Consider the following 20,590-nt stretch of genomic DNA (forward strand, 5'->3'; position numbering starts at 1 on the left):
GATCAACTTGCTTGCTGCATTACTTTAATTATATTCAAATTGGTATCATACGTTGTCGAGTGCAATCTTAATTGATCAACTTGATACTCCTGTGAATGAATATCTGTTAAAAACAGCCAATCTGCACTCAATTGCGTAGAATCAAAGCTCAATTTTAAATAGCCTCGTTGATTCAAATTACAAAAGCTTAATTCATCAATCAATTGGATAAACACTTGTTCAAATTGTTGCATTAAGTTCTCAGGTAAATTGAGATATTTCTCCATACCTGGTGAAGAAACTGAACTTGTTGCTAATTCAATCCCCACCTTCTCACCATTTTGTTGATGTAATGCAGACTCCCACCCATTATGGGTATCTCCAGCCAACACAACAACTTTCTTCTGGTACTGCTCATATAAAGCATAAACACGCTCACGCTCAGCATAGTAACCATCCCAAGCGTCTAAATTATAAGGAATCACGGTTAGTATTCTTGATAATTCAGCGTCAGTTAAGCTTGGATCATTATTTTTATAACGCAACTTAATTGCAACCAACTCCATGAGACGTTTTTGAGCTTCAATTAAAAAGTTGCCATCTACCATTCCACTTTTGGCGACATTTAATATTTGTAATACCTCAGCAGGTACCAACATTTTCGCCATCAATACTTGCTGACCCAATACATTCCATATTGCGCGAGAGCTATGCAGACTATTCGCCAACCAATTTAACTGATCTATCCCTATTAGCTGTCGCTGCTCATTCAATAATGCCGCTCTAAATTGCTCAACACTTAGATTTTCACCATCAATAAATGAAGCAAAAGTCAGTTGCTCATCTCGTGCCAACATACGTGTATCTAGCATATTAAGTTGAACTAAATCACCAAAATTAAACTGACGATAAATATGAAGAATATCGTTATTGCTTTTTTCGCGAATTGGCATCCATTCAAAATAAGCTGATAAGGCTGCTGTTCTTCGTGCTACGAAATCCCCCTCTAGATCAGGTTGATGATTCTGCGCACCAGCTCGCCATGCATCATTTGTCAGCTCATGATCATCCCAAATCAGAATAAATGGATGACGTTGATGAACCGCTTGTAAATCAGGGTCTGTTCGATATTTTGCATAACGTTTTCGATAATCTTCTAAGCGATAAATCTCGTTTTGATTATCCACATCGAGTGTTCTACCAAGCTTTTCGGCTTGTTCAGTTGCATACCCATCTTTGCCATATTCGTAAATATAGTCGCCCAGATGCAGCACAACATCCACGTCCTGCTTCGCAATTTCACGGTACACATAAAAATAACCAGCAGGATAATTTGAGCATGAGCATACGGCAAAGTTAACCGCATTGGTCTTGGTTGCTAAGGTCTTCGTACGACCAATTGGAGAATGTATCTGCCCATATTTAAATCGGTAATAATAACGAGTATCGGCACTCAAATTAAGTACATCGACTTTCAAGCAAAAGTCTTTAGCAGCAGAAGTCTTGATTTCCCCCATCTGAACAATATTTGAAAAATTCTCATCAAGTGCAATTTCCCAATCTAACTCATATGTTGCCGTCATATCTGTAGGTGTTATTCTCGACCAAAGAATTATTCGATCCTGTAATGGATCTCCACTCGCCACTCCATGCAAAAATTCAACTTTATGCTCATTGCTGGTTTGACCATCGCCATTACATGCTGTAATCGAAACAGGCAGTGAAATCGCACCTAATCCAGCCAATGAATTTTTAATTAATGCGCGTCTTGAGATTTTATTTTTCATTTTATTTACGAATTGGCGAGTTATTTTAACTTCGAACTTAAACCGTATTTATGAAGCTAAAATTGCAATCAGATGACAATTTAATGTCCAAATATCATAAACCATCACCCCCAAAGTTATAATTTTTAATCTAATCAATGCAAGTTGATTGAAAAGAAAGCAAATAATACGATTTTCTCTTGCCAAGCTTAAAAGTGTCCTCTATTATTGCGCACATGCCCGAGTGGTGAAATCGGTAGACACAGGGGATTTAAAATCCCCCGCCCTCAAAGCGTGCCAGTTCGAGTCTGGCCTCGGGCACCATTCTTCTGATAGAGAATAATGGTGTAAATAAAGAACCCAGCGTAAGCTGGTTTTTTTATGCCTAGCGTTTAGCCACAACAATAACAACACAAAAAAATAGAGAGCGATTTACCACTCTCTATTTGAGACAAGTTCTTCCATTTCGATATCCAAAAATCCCTCTTCCTGAACGACCATCATCATTGCCTCAGCAATATAGTCTGCTGCTGCATCATCAAGAGAAGAGTCAAGATCTTCGAACTGAGGTTTCATCTCATTAATTTCCGCCACAATATCATTGGCGATTTGATAAATCTCAGCATCGGAATTCACCTTAGATACCTTCTTTGAGAATTTTTCAATGAGTTGCTGAATTTCAGCCACGAGAATATCAGGATAATATTCATCGTCGAACATCGGGAGAAGTACATCATTCAACATATTAAAGCTCAAGTAATAGCATTAACAAAAACCGAGCTTATATAACACAAGCTAGACATTAAACCAACAATAAAAACGAGGAGTAAATCTCACTTTTAATCAAAGTATAACTAAGCCAATATTTTCATTGATGATTTTCACTGTCTTAAATCAACCTTTAATTTAACCAACACTATTCATTGCTGCCCAAATTTGAATAGCTTGCACCATTTCTTTTACATCATGTGCTCTGACCATACATGCTCCTTGCTGTATGCTTAACAGATGCCCCGTCACCGAACCCACTGCACGTTCATGGACAGGTACACCACCTAAAGCTTCACCAATAAATCGCTTACGAGATAATGCAGAAAGTATTGGATATCCCAACTCATTTAATTTATACAACTCTTTTAATAATTTCAGGTTTTGATGTGCATTTTTTGCAAATCCGAAACCCGGATCAATCATGATATTTTCAGGTTTAATTCCCGCATTTAATGCTGCATCTAATCGAGTTTGCAATTCTGAAATCACATCTAAAGTAATATCATCATATTGATCCAACTGGTTCATTGTGGTTGGCTCACCACGCATATGCATGATAATGACTGGAATATCTAATTCCGCAGCTGTTTCTAAAGCATGTGGCTTTGTTAATGCTCTGACATCATTCCAAATATGCGCTCCAGCTTTAACCGCCTTTTTAATCACTTCTGGTTGTGAGGTGTCGATTGAGATCACAACATTCAATTTAACCAACGCTTCAACGACTGGAACTACACGATCTATTTCATCCTGAACATTAACAACAGATGCGCCAGGGCGAGTTGACTCACCACCTACATCAATAACACTCGCCCCTTCAGCAATCATTTGCTTTGCTCTCTCTAGTGCCGCCTCTACACTATTATGTTTACCACCATCACTAAACGAATCTGGCGTTACATTTAACACACCCATTACATGAGGCTTTGACAAATCAAGTTCCAATGCACCACATTTAAGAATCTGATTAGGTAAAGAGATAAGTTGCATATTGATGTTCCTAGAAAATCTATTTACATGATATCAAGTAAAATTTAAACATGAGGGATAATTTCAACACAAAAAAAAGAGCCTCATAAGAGACTCCTTCATTTTAGCTTGCTGGTAAAGGTGGAGGCGTTGAAGGACCATCTGTAGGGGTTACATCTACAATTGGATTCTCAGCCACATATACCTTAGGTGGTTGAGGTTCGCGACCTTCCATAATGTCACGGATTTGATCACGATCAATCGTTTCCCACTCAAGCAAAGCTTTTACCATCGCATGGGCAATATCTTTATTATTTTCTAAGATATCACGTGCAACTTTGTACTGCTCATCTAGGATACGGCGAATTTCACGATCAACTTCAAGTTGAGTCGTTTCAGAAATAGTACGACCACCTAGACTACCCATAAATGACTGTTGAGCATCTTCTTCATAAACCATGACACCCATCTTGTCAGACATACCGTACTTAGTCACCATTGCACGCGCCATTTTTGTTGCACGTTCAAAGTCATTAGAAGCCCCAGTCGACATCTGATTAATGAAAATTTCTTCTGCAATACGACCACCAAACAGAATAGAAAGCTCATTCAACATTTTGTCTTTGTAATGACTGGTTTGATCAAACTCTGGAAGCTGCCAAGTTACACCTAATGCCCAACCACGTGGCATGATCGTGACTTTATGTACTGGGTCTGTGCCTGGAAGCATTTCAGCTACAATCGCATGACCTGCTTCATGATAAGCCGTTGCGCGACGCTCTTCTTCACGTAGAACCATTGATTTACGCTCTGGCCCCATATAAAGCTTATCTTTTGCATCTTCAAAATCATGCATATCGACCGTATTTTTATTACGACGTGCAGCAAATAATGCAGCTTCATTAACTAAGTTTGCCAATTGCGCACCAGAGAACCCTGGAGTACCACGTGCCAATACTTTGACATCCACACCAGTCACTGAAGGTAATTTTTTCAAATGCACATTCAGGATTTGCTCACGACCTTTAATATCTGGAAGTCCAACCATCACTTGACGGTCGAAACGCCCTGGACGAAGTAAAGCTTTATCTAGCACGTCAGCACGGTTAGTCGCAGCAATAACAATGATACCTTCATTGCCTTCGAAACCATCCATTTCTACCAACATCTGGTTCAAGGTTTGTTCGCGCTCATCGTGACCACCACCAGTACCTGAACCACGGTGACGACCCACCGCATCAATCTCATCAATGAAAATGATACACGGCGCATGGCGTTTCGCTTGCTCAAACATATCACGTACACGTGATGCACCAACACCAACGAACATTTCTACGAAGTCTGAACCTGAGATACTAAAGAATGGAACCTTAGCCTCTCCAGCAATCGCTTTCGCAAGTAAAGTTTTACCTGTACCCGGTGGACCTACCATCAGGACACCGCGAGGAATGCTAGCACCAAGACGCTTAAACTTTGTTGGATCTTTCAAGAAATCAACAATTTCAACGACTTCTTGTTTCGCTTCGTCACAACCCGCAACATCTGTGAAAGTGACTTTGATTTGGTCTTCTGAAAGCATTTTTGCTTTTGACTTACCAAAACTCATCGGGCCGTTTTTACCACCAGCACCGCCACCCATGTTGCGCATAAAGAACATGAATAACAAAATGATTAAAAGTACTGGAAAGCTTGCGATCAAAAGCTGCATCAATAAACCTTGACGTTGCGGAGCAGTGCCCTCAACAACGACATTATTTTTGATGAGATTCGGCATTAACTCAGGATCTTGAACCGCAGGACGAATACTCTCAAATGGAGAACCATTTACTTTTTCGCCACTAATTCGTTCACCGTCAATGGTAACTTGTTTAATTTGACCAGCATTAACCGCTGCAACAAATTCTGAATAGTTCAATGCAGCAGGCTTATCACGGTCACTAATGTTGCTGAAAATTAATATCAGCACACCAAGTATAACAAGCCATAAAACGGCATTCTTAAAGAGATCGCTCAAAGCTTTATTCCCATATCAATCTAATTTGATCATGCCCAAAATTGGGTGACCTTTAACAAAAAGCGAGTAAATCAATTTCGCAATAAAATATTCAAAAGGTACAAAATGCACATTTTTTAGCGACTTGGCAAGTCACTTTATTGCGAATTCTTTTTACGGCCCTGTCCAATTAAAAAAACTTCCTTCGAACGAGCACGCGAGGCAGCAGGCTTTGCAGTTTTTAATACTTCAAAACTGTCTACAACTTCCTTACGGAATTCGTCAAAACCAGTTCCTTGGAAAACTTTGACAACAAACTGTCCTTTCGGACCTAAAACTTTATTGGCAAAGTCTAATGCAAGTTCACACAAATAAATTTGTCGAGGTTGATCAACGGCCTTATTACCTGATGTATTGGGGGCCATATCTGAAATTACAACGTCTACAGTTCGTCCATTTAAAATATTTAACAATTTTTCGAAAACTTCCTCTTCTCGAAAGTCTCCTTGCAGGAACGTCACATCTGGAAGTGCATCCATTTCCAAAATATCTGATGCAATCACTAAACCTTTATCACCCACTAATTTTCCAGCGATTTGGGACCAACTACCAGGTGCAGCACCAAGGTCTACAACAGTCATACCAGGTTTAATGATTTTGTATTTCTCTTGGATTTCAAGCAATTTATATGCAGCACGCGCACGATAACCTTCCTTTTGTGCTTTTTTCACAAACGGGTCATCTAAATGCTCTCTCATCCACGCACGACTACTTTTGGATAACTTCTGATTGGTAATGCGTGTTGCCATAACTCTTTAAATACACGTAATCTTCTAACTTTTTATTGTACGTGAATTTTATCCCCCTTGCAGTATTCATCTGTATCTAATTCAAGATTATCGTTTATGTTTTTTTGATTTAAGTTGATCGATTATTTCTGAGAAACATAAGCGTTTGATCTCTTGATTTGCTATACTAAGTCGTTTTTAAAATTAGGTTATCTTTATGGCGGCTTTATCAATTCAGGAACGCAAACGTTTGCGTCAAATCGGACATGCACTTAACCCAGTGGTAATGTTAGGTGGTCAAGGTTTAACTGAAAATGTCATTGAAGAAACTCAACGTGCTTTAAATGATCATGAGTTAATTAAAGTAAAAATTGGCGGTGAAGATCGTGATGCTCGTGCAGCAGTCATTACTGAAATCGCCAAAGTTACTGGTGCAGAAGTTGTTCAAACCATTGGAAAAATTGCACTTTTATACAAGAAAGCGGCAAAACAAAATCCTAAACTTTCGAATCTTGTTCGCCACGCACATCTTTCTAATTAATTTGAGTTGCATTGAATGGCAAGTTACGAACTAAATTCTTTTGACCGTTACTTTGATATCTCCTTGGTTGGTGCAATTGAACAAGTGAGTCCATATACACTAAATGTGGGCTATTGGTTACGTGACCCAAATCAATACTTAGTCTATCCGGAAATTGTAGCTGGACATCCACGACGAGATTTTCTTTGGGAAGAAACCTGCTTTGAAATTTTCATTGGGGTGAAAGATCAGGACTTTTATCGTGAAGTCAATCTCTCCCCTTCTCAAGCTTGGCAAGCGTATCAATTTGAAGAGTATCGTTACCCTGAAGATATGCCACCGCAAGCAGCTTATGACATAGAACTGAATTCACTCAAAAAGACGCACTATGGTTTAAATGTGAGCCTTGATCTAACGGAGTTTATGTTAAAACATAAATTGAAATGGCAGGATATTTTTATTGGCTTATCCGCTGTATTAAACACATCGCAAGCTAAACATTATTATGCGATGCAGCATAGTAGTCCTGAGGCTGACTTCCATAACAAGCGCGATTGGTTGCATCAGTTTTAAAAAAAATAGTGAGATTTAATCTCACTATTTTTTTTACCCCAATATTTAAGTTCTATAGTTGTAGACTCTTCCCACCTCTTTTAGAGTTAAGTTTTATACAACTGATCTCAACGTGTTATATCTAGTTATATTTGTAATTCCTGTTATTCATTTTTAATTTTCAAAATTGTCCTTAATCACTTGAACAGCCAAATCTGCTTTTAAATATTTCTTCACAGACACCGAAGTAGCCTCAAATCTCTTTAAATTCGATCTCGGTTTAATTTTTAAATCCCAACATGCTAACTACCAATTTCATCTTTGAATAATTGAACCTACGCTTTTAACAAGCAATTCAATATTTACCTCTATTTTCCATATTTAATCAGTCCTTTCTAAAATACTGGTAAATTGACCTAATCAGTACTTTTTTCGAACTTTTAGGAAGCATTTGGAGCAACTTCAACATTTGTTCTATTTAACAAATCAGCTTTTTAGAAGCTTTGTTATTCTGTTTCAGAAACTTAGCTTATTAATTGTAAGTCTACATAAATTTTGATACATCGTGATAAAACTTAACTTTTGAATTATTAAACAATTCTTACATTCTTAGACTTTTGTCCAAAGTTTAAAAAGCAGACTTTTAACCAAATTACAAGGTATATATCTGACGAATTCAGGTTTATTTACGTGGACTTTATCAAGGTGTTTGCGTATAATGCCGTGTTAAGTTCAAGCGAGCAGATGTAAGGAGGGTGGGTTTTAAAGTAGCCTTCCTTTTTTTTCGTCTACTCGCTTTTTTACAGCCTAAATTTCAGGAGCTTTGGTTTGAGCACCCCAGCAATTTTAGCCCTTGCCGATGGTACGATCTTTAAAGGAACGTCAATCGGTGCATCGGGTAGTACGACTGGTGAAGTCGTTTTCAACACTGCCATGACTGGCTATCAAGAAATTTTGACTGACCCAAGTTATGCACAACAGCTTGTTACGCTTACCTATCCACACATTGGTAACACAGGTTGTAATGATGAAGACGCTGAGTCAGGTCGAATTCATAAAGTATGGGCAAACGGATTGATCATTCGTGACCTACCTTTATTGCACAGCAACTTCCGATCTACGCAATCTTTAGGCGAATACTTAAAATCTCACAATGTTGTCGCTATCGCTGACATTGATACACGTAAACTGACCCGTATTTTACGTGCTAAAGGTGCACAAAACGGTTGTATCTTAGCTGGTGAAAATATTACAGAAGAAGAAGCTTTAGAAAAAGCTCGTGCATTCGGCGGTCTGAATGGTTTAGACCTTGCGAAAGAATGCTGTGATCCAAACGGTTTCGAATGGACTGAAGGTTCTTGGAAATTAGGTCAAGGTTTCTCCCAACCAGAAGCAAAATTTCATGTTGTTGCATATGATTACGGTGTCAAAACCAACATCTTACGTATGCTCGCAGACCGCGGTTGTAAATTAACTGTCGTGCCTGCACAAACTCCTGCTGAAAAAGTTCTTGCTCTAAATCCAGATGGCGTATTCTTATCGAATGGTCCTGGCGATCCTGCAGCATGTGACTATGCAATTGAAGCTGTAAAAACAATTGTTGAAGACGCTCGTAACGTACCTGTATTTGGTATTTGCTTGGGTCACCAAATTCTTGCTCTCGCTTCTGGCGCTAAAACGGTGAAAATGCCTCATGGTCATCATGGTGCTAACCATCCTGTACAAAACATCGAAGATGGTACAGTGATGATTACTTCTCAAAACCATGGCTTCGCAGTGGATGCAGAAACATTACCTGCAAACCTTAAAGCGACGCACAAATCATTGTTCGATCAAACTCTTCAAGGGATTCATCGTACAGATAAGCCTGCGTTTAGTTTCCAAGGTCACCCAGAAGCAAGCCCAGGTCCACATGACTGCGCACCATTGTTCGATCATTTCATCGAACTTATTGAAGCATCTAAGAAGTAATTGAGGAGCAAATAATGCCAAAGCGTACGGATATTAAAAGCATCTTAATTATTGGTGCTGGTCCAATTGTTATCGGTCAGGCGTGTGAGTTTGACTACTCAGGTGCACAAGCATGTAAAGCATTACGTGAAGAAGGTTACCGTGTAATTCTGGTAAACTCTAACCCTGCAACGATCATGACTGACCCTGCAATGGCAGATGCAACGTATATCGAGCCAATCACTTGGCAAACTGTTGCAGCGATCATTGAGAAAGAACGCCCAGACGCAGTTCTTCCAACAATGGGTGGTCAGACTGCATTGAACTGTGCCCTTGCCCTTGATGAGCATGGCATTTTAGAAAAATTCAATGTTGAATTGATTGGTGCAACGAAAGAAGCGATCGAAAAAGCGGAAGACCGTAAACTTTTCGACCAAGCAATGCGTAAAATTGGTCTTGAATGTCCAAAAGCAGCAATCGCTGAATCAATGGAAGAAGCATTAGAAATTCAAGCACGTTTCGGCTTCCCAGTGATTATCCGTCCATCATTCACCATGGGTGGTTCAGGCGGTGGTATCGCATACAACAAAGAAGAATTCCTTGAAATCTGTGAACGCGGTTTCGATCTTTCTCCGACCAAACAATTATTGATCGATGAATCTTTAATTGGTTGGAAAGAATATGAGATGGAAGTTGTTCGTGACAAAAACGACAACTGTATCATCGTATGTTCGATTGAAAACTTTGACCCAATGGGCGTACACACAGGTGACTCAATCACTGTTGCACCTGCACAAACATTAACAGATAAAGAATATCAGTTAATGCGTAATGCATCTTTAGCAGTGTTGCGTGAGATTGGTGTAGAAACAGGTGGTTCTAACGTACAGTTTGGTATTTGTCCAAATACTGGCCGTATGGTTGTGATCGAGATGAACCCACGTGTATCTCGTTCTTCTGCATTGGCTTCAAAAGCAACTGGTTTCCCTATTGCGAAAATCGCTGCAAAATTAGCGGTTGGTTATACCCTTGATGAGCTTAAAAACGACATCACTGGCGGTACAACTCCAGCATCTTTCGAACCTGCGATTGACTACGTTGTAACTAAAGTTCCACGTTTCAACTTTGAGAAATTCCCACAAGCTGACGCAACTTTAACTACACAGATGAAATCTGTTGGTGAAGTGATGGCGATTGGTCGTAACTTCCAAGAGTCTATGAACAAAGCACTTCGTGGTCTTGAAGTGGGTGCAACTGGCTTTGATGAAAAAATCGAAGTGGGTGCTGAAGGCGCGCGTGAGAAAATCTTACAAGAACTTCGTGTTCCGGGTCCTGAGCGTATTTGGTATGTTGCTGATGCATTCCGTCACGGCTTTACATTAGAAGATGTATTCCAAGCGACTAAGATCGACAAATGGTTCTTGATCCAAATCGAAGACATCATCAAAACAGAAAACCAAATCAAAACTTTAGGTTTTGGCGATCTAAATGCGGACAACATCCGTTCATTTAAACGTAAAGGTTTATCTGACCTTCGCATTGCGAACTTGATGGGTATTTCACAAAAACAATTCCGTAAACATCGTTGGAACTTGGGCGTAACCCCAGTTTACAAACGTGTAGATACTTGTGCTGCTGAATTTGAATCAGACACAGCGTATATGTATTCAACTTACGATGACGAATGTGAATCAAACCCGTCCAGCAAAGACAAGATCATGGTGATCGGTGGTGGTCCTAACCGTATTGGTCAAGGTATCGAATTCGATTACTGCTGTGTACACGCGGCGCTTGCAATGCGTGAAGACGGTTATGAAACCATCATGGTGAACTGTAACCCTGAAACGGTTTCTACTGACTATGACACATCTGATCGTTTGTACTTCGAACCAATTACACTTGAAGACGTATTAGAAATCATACGTATTGAGAAGCCTAAAGGCATCATCGTACAGTACGGTGGTCAAACACCACTTAAATTGGCTCGTGCTTTAGAAGAAGCTGGTGCACCAATTATTGGTACATCGCCTGATGCGATTGACCGTGCAGAAGACCGTGAACGTTTCCAACAAATGATTCAACGTCTGCAACTTCGTCAACCAAACAACAGCATTGTAAAATCTGCTGAAGAAGGTATGGCTGAAGCAGCGAAAGTTGGCTATCCACTTGTAGTACGTCCATCATATGTACTTGGTGGTCGCGCGATGGAAATCGTATACAACGATGAAGAGTTACGTCGCTACTTACGTGATGCTGTTCAAGCTTCTAACGATGCCCCTGTTCTTCTTGACCGCTTCCTAGACGACGCGATCGAAGTTGACGTAGACTGCGTATCTGACGGTAAAGACGTTGTGATTGGCGGTATCATGCAACACATTGAACAAGCAGGTATTCACTCAGGTGACTCAGCATGTTCGATCCCTCCTTACTCTCTTTCTAAAGAGATTCAGGACGAAATGCGTCGTCAAACAGTTGCAATGGCAAAAGAACTTGGCGTTGTTGGTTTGATGAACGTACAGTTTGCGGTTAAAGGCGAAGACGTTTACATCTTAGAAGTGAACCCACGTGCATCACGTACAGTGCCATTCGTTTCTAAATGTATCGGTGAGTCTTTAGCGAAAGTAGCTGCGCGTTGTATGGCGGGTCAATCTTTAGAATCTCAAGGATTCACTACAGAGATTATCCCTGAGCACTTCTCTGTTAAAGAAGCAGTGTTCCCATTCAACAAGTTCCCTGGTGTTGATCCAATCCTTGGGCCTGAGATGAAATCTACAGGTGAAGTGATGGGCGTTGGTAAAACATTTGGCGAAGCGTTCTATAAAGCTGTATTAGGTGCAAATGAGCGTTTACCAGGTCTTCCAACAGAAGGCGAAGTTAAACATGCATTCATCTCTGTACGTGATTCTGATAAACCACGTGCAGCAGGTATTGCAAAACAACTTGCTGACTTTGGCTTCAAAATCCTTGCTACTGGTGGTACATACGATGTCATCAAAGCGGCTGGTATTGAATGTGAACGTGTAAATAAAGTGACTGAAGGTCGTCCAAATATTGTGGACCGCTTGAAAAATGGCGAAATACACCTCATTATCAATACAACAGAAGGTAAACAAGCTCAGCAGGATTCGTTCTCAATCCGCCGTTCTGCACTTCAAGGTAAGGTCTATCATACGACTACCCTTAACGGTGCAGATGCAGTTTGCCAAGCTTTAGCAATCAAATTGCCAATGGATGTATATCGTTTGCAAGACTTACAAACAGTAGGTTAATACACTACCAAGAAGTCCCGTCACCTCTTGGTGGCGGGCTTTTTTTCATTTATAGACTTAGTATTTTTTTCATACTTACTTTTTTGAGGGACAACTATGCAACGTTATCCTATGACACCTCAAGGCAAAGAAGCGCTTGAGAAAGAATTACACCAACTTAAAACTGTAGATCGTCCTCGTATTACAGCAGCGATTGCTGAAGCACGTGAACACGGAGATCTTAAAGAAAACGCGGAATACCACGCTGCACGTGAGCAACAAGGTTTCTGTGAAGGCCGTATCCAAGATATCGAAGGAAAATTGGGTGCTGCACAAGTGATTGACGTTAAAGAACTTGAGCAAAATGGACGCGTAGTTTTTGGCGTCACAGTTACAATTGAAAATTTAGATACTGAAGAACGTAAAACGTATCAAATCGTTGGTGATGACGAAGCAGATTTTAAAATTAACAAAATATCTGTGAACTCTCCTATCGCGCGTGGTCTTTTGGGTAAAAATGAAGGCGATGAAGTTAAAATTACGACACCTCAAGGTGAAGTTGAATACGAAATTGTGAGCGTAGAATATCTCTAATTGTTGATATTTTAGGCTATAAACCCCTCTGGTGAGGGGTTTTTTTATTCTCTTTTTAATTGATTCATTGTTTTTGCTAGATGCGCTTTTCCAGCTTCATGAAGCTTCTTAATAACATTACGAAAATCTTTTTCCTCTCTATTTTGACTTAGTTTTGATTTAGCGATGATTCTTTCAATTTTAATTTCAAATACAACCAAATGGTCGAGCATTTCCAGTAAGTAATCTTTTGGTGCATCTGCCATTTTCCAAGCATTTTTACCATTCGTTATACGTTCATGTTGTTGAGTGAGTTGACCTAATACTGCAAGTTTAGTTTTCTGATCATGAAAAAACTGAATATCACCATTAATGTGTACAACTTGATAATTCCAAGTAGGTACTTTTTTGTGATCTTCAAATTTTGAAGGATAATAATTCGGTGAAATATAAGCATCCTCTGCTTTAAAGATACATAGTATTTGGTTATTCAAAATCGAATGATTGAATAGTGTATTCTGCAATGAAACATGTCCTCTCAATGTATGTTCATCTACTAATATGAGCGGGATATGTTCAGCAATTAACCCTGTTTGGGTCTGTGCGACCAAAGATGCAAGAGGATACTCCTTTATTATTCTATATATTTCTTCAGGTCTATCTTCTCTAAATTCTGTTTCAACAAACATAGCTTTTCCATTCTTCTAATGCTCAATGAATATAAAAGTTTTCATTCAGGATGTAAGTTTTAATTGGTATATAATGCCCTAAAATCTTCTCCTTTTATTTCATCATGTCTCCAAAGTTGATCAACTCGCCTGTCAATCATTGGTGTGAGTTCGAATTTATTTCTAAAACGGTAAAAAATCCGAATATCCATATCAAAGGCAATTATAGTTATTACTCAGCCTATTGGGATCAAGGTTTTGAGCGTTGTGTGGTGCGTTACCTACATGACAAACCTTCCACACCTGAAAAACCCATCGATCAGCTTTATATTGGCAATTTTGTCTGCTTTGGAGCTGAGTGTGTCATCATGATGGGTGGAAATCAGTTACACCGTACTGACTGGATTTCAGCATTTCCTTTTGATACGCGTAGTTTTGTGCCTGCTGGCGATACTATCATTAGTGATGGTTGTTGGATTGGTAGTCGTGCCATGATTATGCAAGGGGTAAAACTTGGTGAAGGCGCAGTGGTGGCAACTGGTGCTGTCGTCACCAAAGACGTGCCACCTTATGCTGTCGTAGGTGGTGTACCTGCGAAAATTATTAAATATCGCTTTTCTGAACAAGATATTAAAAAACTGCTTTCTCTTAAGCTCTATGATCTAGATGAAAAGCAGTTTTTGAAAATGCGTGAGCAATTGCAGGCAGGTGATGTTAATTCAATTTCAGATTATTTTTTTAATTTAGATCATTAAATGGCAATATTTTTTTTGAATATTTCACTACTTTTCGATTTTTTTCAGATTCGTGAGCAGGCCAAATATAATCAGTGTAATTTAGAGTCCAATGATAATATTGTTGATCACCGCGTTTAAAATGAATATTTAGAACAGTTCCAGACTCATCGTAACAATGTGCTGAAGTCTGATAATCATGTTCTGAAAAACATGCACGAATCCTTTCAGAAGCATAAAAAAGTTGATCTGCTACTGCTAATCTATATTTTCCTTTATGATTCAATTGAACAAAGTCCGCATACTGCTCTGTTCTCCCTCCACCTGAGTAGCTTACAAACCTATCATCAATGATAGCAATTGCCAGATCATTTTGACTTAATGGATAAAGGGCTGGATAAATTTTGATTCCTGAGCTTTGAAACTCATCGTCTACGCTAAAACTTTGATGTGAATGTCTATAATCCTTAAAATCCCAACGATTAAGTTCAATATAGTGTTCACCCATTTTTTGAAATTTGACTAGTTTGGGAGAAGAATCAATTAGATAGTAATATGAATCCTTCATATTCTTCACACGATATAATTTTGTGTCTTGTGCTCGACATTTCAATTCGTTTTTTTGACAAATTGAGTTGACCAAACTCTCAGAACTTGGAATTTCCGCAAACGATTGTGCAGAGATTATATAATTTGCATAGAGATGAGATGTTAATAATGTACCAAAAATCGAGATGCATACAATTTTACAAAAATTTATCATTTAATTTAATTAATATTTGTTCTGAGGAACTTATACCAGAATATATAATTGATGAAATAGTATATATAAAAATAAATAAAGATATAGTTATCAAATAATTTAACCAATCTTAAATACCTGTTTAAAAAAATTCCAACAAATTTACTTGGTTTTATTAATAAAAAAAGCAGTATATGATCAATACGAAAGCATAATTTTTTAACTTTATTTTGAACTATTTTAATAACGGTTAAAAAAGGAGAACAACATGAATTATCAAAATATCCTCGTTCCAGTGGATGGTTCAGAAGTAGCACTCAACGTCGTTCAGCATGCTGTTGAATTGGCTAAAGCATTTAATAGCAAAATTACTGTAGTTCAAGTGATGACACTCGATCCCTATATCGCAGCCGAATATCTCTCAGATGGGCAGTCAAATCTTTTAATTGAACGAGCACGAAAATTTATTGAAGATAACCTAGCTCAAGCTAAAGCAAAATTTAATGAATATGGAATAGATGTAGAGACTAAAATACTCGAAGGAGAAAGTATTCACCGCACCATAATGAAAGCGATTGATAATCTTAATATTGATCTTATTGTTATCAGCTCGCACGGTCGCACAGGATTCAAGAAATTAATTATGGGCAGTGTCGCACAAAGCCTCATCACCGAAGTCAATGTACCTGTTTTTGTCGTAAAGCAATAATAACTGATAGCTCCGTATACCATCATACGGAGCTACTCGAACCATCCAAAAACCTTAAAATCTATTTTGCCATTGTTAAACACAATCCCCTCTTCAAGTAATCTAGCTTGCTGGCAATTAAAACCTTGATCATCCAAACGCAGATGACTAATTTTACCTTGTGCATTAATGACACGATGCCAAGGCAAATCGCTACTCACATCTAATTGATTCAACACACGACCAACCAAACGTGCATGTTTAGGCAGTCCGGACATCGCAGCAATTTGACCATAACTGGCTACTTTCCCATAAGGAATTTGTGATACTGTGGCTAAGAACATCTGTGCCATTTCCGCTGATGCTGATCGATTCATCAATAATTGACCTATAGTTTATCGAATGATTGATTTGAGCAAATGCATTTCATAACAGACTCACTTAATCTAAATTTGCACAATAACAATACACAGAGAAATACAATGAAAAGGATATTTTCACACTTACTTGCTGCTTCAATTGCAGTCGGTACAATCTCTATTACATCGACAACTCAAGCCGCGCCAAGCAGTATAAATATACAAAATATTTTACAACAAGAACGTGCTTGGGCTGGACTGAATACCAAGCGTATTAAAGTTTCCGACATCGATTGGGCTTACAGCGAAGGTGGAACAAAAGGCAAACCCGTACTTATGCTTGTGCATGGTCTAGCAGGCAGTCGGGATAATTGGAACCGAGTCGCTCGCTATCTGACACCACATTATCACGTCATTATCCCTGATTTACCTGGACAAGGTGATAGTAAAGTAGCTGCAGATTTTGATTATTCAATTCCAAATCTAACCGAAAAATTACGTCGCTTTGCAGAAGCCATTCATGTTGATCAAAATCTAAATGTTGCCGGTCACTCCATGGGCGGTGCTGTAGCATTACTTTATGCAGCTCAGTATCCAATTGATACTAAATCATTACTACTCATTAACAGTGCAGGTGTATTTAAATCTGCCAATACCCCTTACTTAAAAGACCTAAACTTACTCAAAAATTTTATCGTTTCTAAACCTGGAGATTTTGATCGGTTATTTAAAATTGCTACGCAGCAACCTCCATTTATACCGAACGAACTGAAAGTCGAACAAGAAAAGCTCATGATATCCAATGTTACGAATAACACGAAACTCGTTGAGCAACTTATTCTCATGTCCAAATCATTTACACCTGAAACATTTGCGCTAGCGGCTCGTTCAATCGATCAACCAACACTCATCATTTGGGGAGATCGTGATCAAATTATTAATGTAGAAGCTGCATCTGAACTGAAAGGATTACTGAAAAATGCTCAAGAGCCTATCATCTTAAAAGGTGTAGGTCATACACCAATATTGGAACAAGAACAAATCCTCGTACAACATTATTTAAATTTTCTTAATCTACTCAAATAAGTTATAGACAATGAATGGGACATTTTAAATGTCCCATTTTTTTTTATTCAAGAATAAAAAAAGAGGAACCGAAGTTCCTCTTTTTCACATTAGTCTATTAGAACAACAAGTGGTTTTTGTTCAACAAGTCTTGAAGTGAAACATCTGTATTGTTGAAAGTAATGAGGTCAACCTTGTTATAAGTTGTACCTGCGCCATCACGATCAATACTTAACTTCGTATTGTTTCCGTCTTTCTCGACAAAGATGAATTTATCAATGTTTTGAGCAGTTGCACTATCAGATAACAACTCAGAAACATCAATCTTCACATTGCTGCCTAATTGGAAGTCATTGATTGTGTCAACGCCGTTACCACCGTTATGGCTGTTGTCATTTAACACATTAAAGATCAACTTATCCAAACCTTTAGCAGAAACTGTTTCATTCAAGTAAGTAGAATTAAACTTACCTGCTGTTTCATTCGCCAATGCATCAGCATCATTCGCGTTTGCTTCTGGTGTGAATTTGCTCCAAGCCAATGGTGAACCTGATTTAGAATCAATTTGAAGTACTAATTGAGCTGTATCAGACTTACCAGTTACAGGATCAGTAATCGTGTATTTAAATACATCCGTTTTACCAATCGCGTTAAGGTTTGCATTTGGCTTATAAGCATATGTACCGTTTGCATCAATAGTTAATGTACCAAACTCGCCTTTAATTGTTGTTGCACCATTAATCGCAACACCATTTACAGCTTTCACAACAGCACCGGCAACTACAAGATCTTTACCATGTACAGCATCAAGATCAGTAATGACATTACCCTTCGCTTCAGTGATTGACTTCACAACAGGCGTTGTACTTGTATTAGTTTCTTTAATTACTAAATTAGTCTGTACATAACCTGGTAAAGAAGCAAGGTTACCATTACTCATTTCTATGCAATATTTACCTGCAGGTAAATCTTCTAAATTGATATGAGCAACTTCTCCAAATAAGCCGATGAAATCAAATAATCCTGCAGATTTATTATTGGCAATTGGTACCCACTTACCAGAACTATTTTGCTGGTAAAGAACAATTGATACTGAGTCTAATAATGTTCCCCATGATGCTGATTTTACTTGAAGCTGCACATCTGCAGTTTTGTTTGCACCAATTGTAAACTCTGTAGCACCACTTGTTTTACCAATCGCAAAACCGGCGAAGCCAATCAACCAATTATAAGAAATTGCATCTTTAATGAATTTCTCTGTAACAGGATACTCGTATTCAATACCAGCTTTAGCAACATTATCAATGGCATCCAACGGAATGTTTGGAGCAGTCACTTGACGTGGTGCAGATTCACCCGCTACATCAGAAGCGGTCACAGATACATTTTGTCCATCATTCAAACTTGGTATCAACTTAATTGAGTAGTTTCCATTGCTATCCGCAGTGGTTGTACCAATCACGTTGTTGTTTGCATCTTTTACTTTAACAGTTGATAAAGCTTGTGCAGTACCTGTTACTAATGAACCATCTGCATTAAATGTTGCCGTTGGCGCATCTGGAGGAGTTACATCCAAATCGAAGCCGATGCTTGATGAAGGACCGATATTTCCAGCTTCATCAATCGCTTTAGCTTCAACGATAATTGTACCTTCTGGTAAATTATTGTTGATTGGATATGTCCAATTACCATTTTGATCAGCAGGAACAAGTGCAGAATCAATAATTCGACCTGTAGAGTCCTTAATCACTAATTCGACAGTAGTATTCGCTTCAGCTTTACCTGTTAATACTGGTTTCAAGTCACTTGGATCTGTAATTGGATTAATAATCACAGCATCAGGAGCTTGAGTATCAACTGTTAATTGCTGAGTTTCAGTTTTTTTGTTCTTAGCTAAATCAGTAGATGTTACTTCAACTGTGTAATTTCCATCCGCTAAATCTCTTGGCGGTGTAAATGTCCAATTGCCTGAGCTATCTACAGAAGCTGGTGCATCTACAACAGTATTTCCATTCTTATCTTTAATCACGACTTGAACTTTAGAATATTGTTCAGTTGAACCAGAAATTGCTGGAGTAGTATCGTTTGTAGGATATAACTCTTCAACTGACAAATCAGGTGAAAGTGTATCTACACCAAATTTTAAAGAAACTGTACGGCTAGTATTACCAGCAGCATCACGTGCAGTGGCTACAAGTGTATATATACCATCTGCTAAAGGTTCTGATGGTTTATAACTCCAACGGCCTGCAGACAACACTGCTAAACCACTAGATACCACAGCACCGTTAGCATCTTTAATCTCTACAGCAACCTCTTTAGGATTATTTACTGTATTACCACTAATCGTACGTTGTGGATCATTCGTATAATTAATACTTGGATCAACCGCCGTTACTTGAGATGCTGTTACTACTGGTTCAGCAATAAATAATGAGCGTGCAGCGAAAGCAGAGAATGCAGCAATTTGAGGCTCAGCAGCTAATGATACTGCCTGTACAGATGCAGCTTCACTCACATCCCATGCAGCTTCTTCATCATCCCAAGGATCGATATCTAACCAAGGATCATTATCATCTTCCCACGGATCAATATCGATATCTGGTGGTGTCAAGTCGATTACAAAATCTTGTTCCGTTGGATTACCTACGTTTCCAGCTTCATCTTTAGGAGTAGCTTCGATTTTGTAATCACCTTCTTCCAACTCAGCTTCTGGTTTATACGACCATTTACCATCTTCTCCAACTTCAACAGTGGCCTTCTCTTCGAAGCCATCTGGACCGGTGATCACGATATCCACTAGCGAACCTTTCTCACCTGTTCCTGTAATTTCAGGTTGAGGATCATTCGATTCGAAATCATCACCACCAATTGGATCAATAGTAATGTCAGAAGGAGGTGTTGTATCAACTTCTAACTGTTCTTTAGAAGTATCACCTTTGTTACCCGCTTTATCAGTCGGAGTTACTTCAATATCGTAATGACCTTCTGGTAATTCTTCAGTCGGTGTATACGTCCAGTTACCTTCTGGATCAACTTCTGCTTTACCTTCAGAGACAATTTCACCGTCTTTGTCTTTGATCACAACATCAACTATCGCTCCTGGTTCTGTTTTACCAGTAATTTCAGGAGTGGTATCGTTTGTTGGCTTAAGCTCATCGATGGTTAATTCAGGCGCTACTGTGTCAACCTCGAAGCTCTCTGGCTGAGATTCACCTGTGTTAC

At 38.8% G+C, this 20,590-nt stretch carries 17 protein-coding genes and 1 tRNA gene; 9 read left to right on the top strand and 9 right to left on the bottom strand.

Annotated features, from left to right (window positions below; all coding sequences use genetic code 11):
• Positions 1-2: 2 nt before the first annotated feature.
• Complete coding sequence (locus AC1M87_RS05775) at positions 3-1,766, bottom strand: alkaline phosphatase D family protein (RefSeq protein ID WP_481593192.1); 1,764 nt, start codon at positions 1,764-1,766, stop codon at positions 3-5.
• Positions 1,767-1,983: 217 nt separating this feature from the next.
• On the opposite strand from AC1M87_RS05775, the gene AC1M87_RS05780 reads away from it, so the two are divergent.
• Positions 1,984-2,069, top strand: a tRNA-Leu gene (locus tag AC1M87_RS05780).
• A 108-nt stretch (positions 2,070-2,177) separates the two neighbouring features.
• On the opposite strand, the gene AC1M87_RS05785 is transcribed toward AC1M87_RS05780, so the two are convergent.
• From AC1M87_RS05785 to rlmE, 4 genes are all read right to left on the bottom strand, one after another.
• On the bottom strand, positions 2,178-2,489 hold the full coding sequence (locus tag AC1M87_RS05785) for a DUF5713 family protein (RefSeq protein WP_035266912.1): 312 nt from the start codon (positions 2,487-2,489) through the stop codon (positions 2,178-2,180).
• A gap of 162 nt (positions 2,490-2,651) precedes the next feature.
• Positions 2,652-3,506, bottom strand: coding sequence for a dihydropteroate synthase (folP, locus tag AC1M87_RS05790; protein WP_481593193.1), 855 nt, complete (start codon positions 3,504-3,506; stop codon positions 2,652-2,654).
• Between the two features lie 103 nt (positions 3,507-3,609).
• Entirely contained in the window at positions 3,610-5,499 is a 1,890-nt protein-coding gene (gene ftsH, locus AC1M87_RS05795) for an ATP-dependent zinc metalloprotease FtsH (protein WP_035266907.1), read from the bottom strand.
• A gap of 137 nt (positions 5,500-5,636) precedes the next feature.
• Positions 5,637-6,287, bottom strand: coding sequence for a 23S rRNA (uridine(2552)-2'-O)-methyltransferase RlmE (rlmE, locus tag AC1M87_RS05800; protein ID WP_179998526.1), 651 nt, complete (start codon positions 6,285-6,287; stop codon positions 5,637-5,639).
• 196 nt (positions 6,288-6,483) lie between these two features.
• Between rlmE and yhbY the strand changes: the two genes are divergently transcribed.
• The 5 genes from yhbY (at position 6,484) to greA (ending at position 13,130) form a co-directional block, all read left to right on the top strand.
• Positions 6,484-6,807, top strand: a complete 324-nt coding sequence (gene yhbY / locus AC1M87_RS05805) for a ribosome assembly RNA-binding protein YhbY (protein ID WP_481593194.1) — start codon at positions 6,484-6,486, stop codon at positions 6,805-6,807.
• A gap of 15 nt (positions 6,808-6,822) precedes the next feature.
• Complete coding sequence (locus tag AC1M87_RS05810; protein ID WP_092765927.1) at positions 6,823-7,359, top strand: DOMON-like domain-containing protein; 537 nt, start codon at positions 6,823-6,825, stop codon at positions 7,357-7,359.
• A gap of 807 nt (positions 7,360-8,166) precedes the next feature.
• Positions 8,167-9,309 carry a glutamine-hydrolyzing carbamoyl-phosphate synthase small subunit gene (gene carA / locus AC1M87_RS05815; RefSeq protein WP_035266900.1) on the top strand — a complete coding sequence of 381 codons (1,143 nt, stop codon included), beginning with the start codon at positions 8,167-8,169 and terminating at the stop codon, positions 9,307-9,309.
• Between the two features lie 14 nt (positions 9,310-9,323).
• Positions 9,324-12,557 carry a carbamoyl-phosphate synthase large subunit gene (gene carB / locus AC1M87_RS05820; RefSeq protein ID WP_481593195.1) on the top strand — a complete coding sequence of 1,078 codons (3,234 nt, stop codon included), beginning with the start codon at positions 9,324-9,326 and terminating at the stop codon, positions 12,555-12,557.
• 96 nt (positions 12,558-12,653) lie between these two features.
• Entirely contained in the window at positions 12,654-13,130 is a 477-nt protein-coding gene (gene greA / locus AC1M87_RS05825) for a transcription elongation factor GreA (protein WP_035266896.1), read from the top strand.
• A gap of 44 nt (positions 13,131-13,174) precedes the next feature.
• Here greA and AC1M87_RS05830 read toward each other — a convergent pair whose 3' ends face one another.
• Entirely contained in the window at positions 13,175-13,798 is a 624-nt protein-coding gene (locus tag AC1M87_RS05830; protein WP_481593196.1) for an FMN-binding negative transcriptional regulator, read from the bottom strand.
• Positions 13,799-13,902: 104 nt separating this feature from the next.
• On the opposite strand from AC1M87_RS05830, the gene AC1M87_RS05835 reads away from it, so the two are divergent.
• On the top strand, positions 13,903-14,532 hold the full coding sequence (locus AC1M87_RS05835) for a CatB-related O-acetyltransferase (RefSeq protein WP_481593197.1): 630 nt from the start codon (positions 13,903-13,905) through the stop codon (positions 14,530-14,532).
• On the opposite strand, the gene AC1M87_RS05840 is transcribed toward AC1M87_RS05835, so the two are convergent.
• Positions 14,516-15,079, bottom strand: coding sequence for a hypothetical protein (locus tag AC1M87_RS05840; RefSeq protein WP_481593198.1), 564 nt, complete (start codon positions 15,077-15,079; stop codon positions 14,516-14,518). The genes AC1M87_RS05835 and AC1M87_RS05840 overlap by 17 nt on opposite strands.
• A gap of 442 nt (positions 15,080-15,521) precedes the next feature.
• Between AC1M87_RS05840 and AC1M87_RS05845 the strand changes: the two genes are divergently transcribed.
• Positions 15,522-15,962, top strand: a complete 441-nt coding sequence (locus AC1M87_RS05845; protein ID WP_481593199.1) for a universal stress protein — start codon at positions 15,522-15,524, stop codon at positions 15,960-15,962.
• 32 nt (positions 15,963-15,994) lie between these two features.
• Here AC1M87_RS05845 and AC1M87_RS05850 read toward each other — a convergent pair whose 3' ends face one another.
• A complete protein-coding gene (locus tag AC1M87_RS05850) occupies positions 15,995-16,318 on the bottom strand; it encodes an MGMT family protein (protein ID WP_481593200.1) in 324 nt (107 codons plus the stop codon).
• A 105-nt stretch (positions 16,319-16,423) separates the two neighbouring features.
• Between AC1M87_RS05850 and AC1M87_RS05855 the strand changes: the two genes are divergently transcribed.
• A complete protein-coding gene (locus AC1M87_RS05855) occupies positions 16,424-17,386 on the top strand; it encodes an alpha/beta fold hydrolase (RefSeq protein WP_481593201.1) in 963 nt (320 codons plus the stop codon).
• A gap of 97 nt (positions 17,387-17,483) precedes the next feature.
• Here AC1M87_RS05855 and AC1M87_RS05860 read toward each other — a convergent pair.
• Positions 17,484-20,590 (bottom strand): BapA/Bap/LapF family large adhesin (locus tag AC1M87_RS05860; RefSeq protein ID WP_481593202.1); only part of this gene is annotated, 3,107 nt, incomplete at its 5' end.

This window comes from Acinetobacter sp. 24-47-62, assembly GCF_056779765.1.

Bases quoted from the DNA above. Each gene is read 5' to 3' on its own strand.
- AC1M87_RS05775 (WP_481593192.1), bottom strand. From the start codon at position 1,766: ATGAAAAATAAAATCTCAAGACGCGCATTAATTAAAAATTCATTGGCT.
- greA (WP_035266896.1), top strand. From the start codon at position 12,654: ATGCAACGTTATCCTATGACACCTCAAGGCAAAGAAGCGCTTGAGAAA.
- carB (WP_481593195.1), top strand. From the start codon at position 9,324: ATGCCAAAGCGTACGGATATTAAAAGCATCTTAATTATTGGTGCTGGT.
- AC1M87_RS05855 (WP_481593201.1), top strand. From the start codon at position 16,424: ATGAAAAGGATATTTTCACACTTACTTGCTGCTTCAATTGCAGTCGGT.
- AC1M87_RS05785 (WP_035266912.1), bottom strand. From the start codon at position 2,489: ATGTTGAATGATGTACTTCTCCCGATGTTCGACGATGAATATTATCCT.
- AC1M87_RS05835 (WP_481593197.1), top strand. From the start codon at position 13,903: ATGTCTCCAAAGTTGATCAACTCGCCTGTCAATCATTGGTGTGAGTTC.
- AC1M87_RS05850 (WP_481593200.1), bottom strand. From the start codon at position 16,318: ATGAATCGATCAGCATCAGCGGAAATGGCACAGATGTTCTTAGCCACA.
- AC1M87_RS05810 (WP_092765927.1), top strand. From the start codon at position 6,823: ATGGCAAGTTACGAACTAAATTCTTTTGACCGTTACTTTGATATCTCC.
- rlmE (WP_179998526.1), bottom strand. From the start codon at position 6,287: ATGGCAACACGCATTACCAATCAGAAGTTATCCAAAAGTAGTCGTGCG.
- AC1M87_RS05830 (WP_481593196.1), bottom strand. From the start codon at position 13,798: ATGTTTGTTGAAACAGAATTTAGAGAAGATAGACCTGAAGAAATATAT.
- folP (WP_481593193.1), bottom strand. From the start codon at position 3,506: ATGCAACTTATCTCTTTACCTAATCAGATTCTTAAATGTGGTGCATTG.
- AC1M87_RS05840 (WP_481593198.1), bottom strand. From the start codon at position 15,079: ATGAAGGATTCATATTACTATCTAATTGATTCTTCTCCCAAACTAGTC.
- AC1M87_RS05845 (WP_481593199.1), top strand. From the start codon at position 15,522: ATGAATTATCAAAATATCCTCGTTCCAGTGGATGGTTCAGAAGTAGCA.
- yhbY (WP_481593194.1), top strand. From the start codon at position 6,484: ATGGCGGCTTTATCAATTCAGGAACGCAAACGTTTGCGTCAAATCGGA.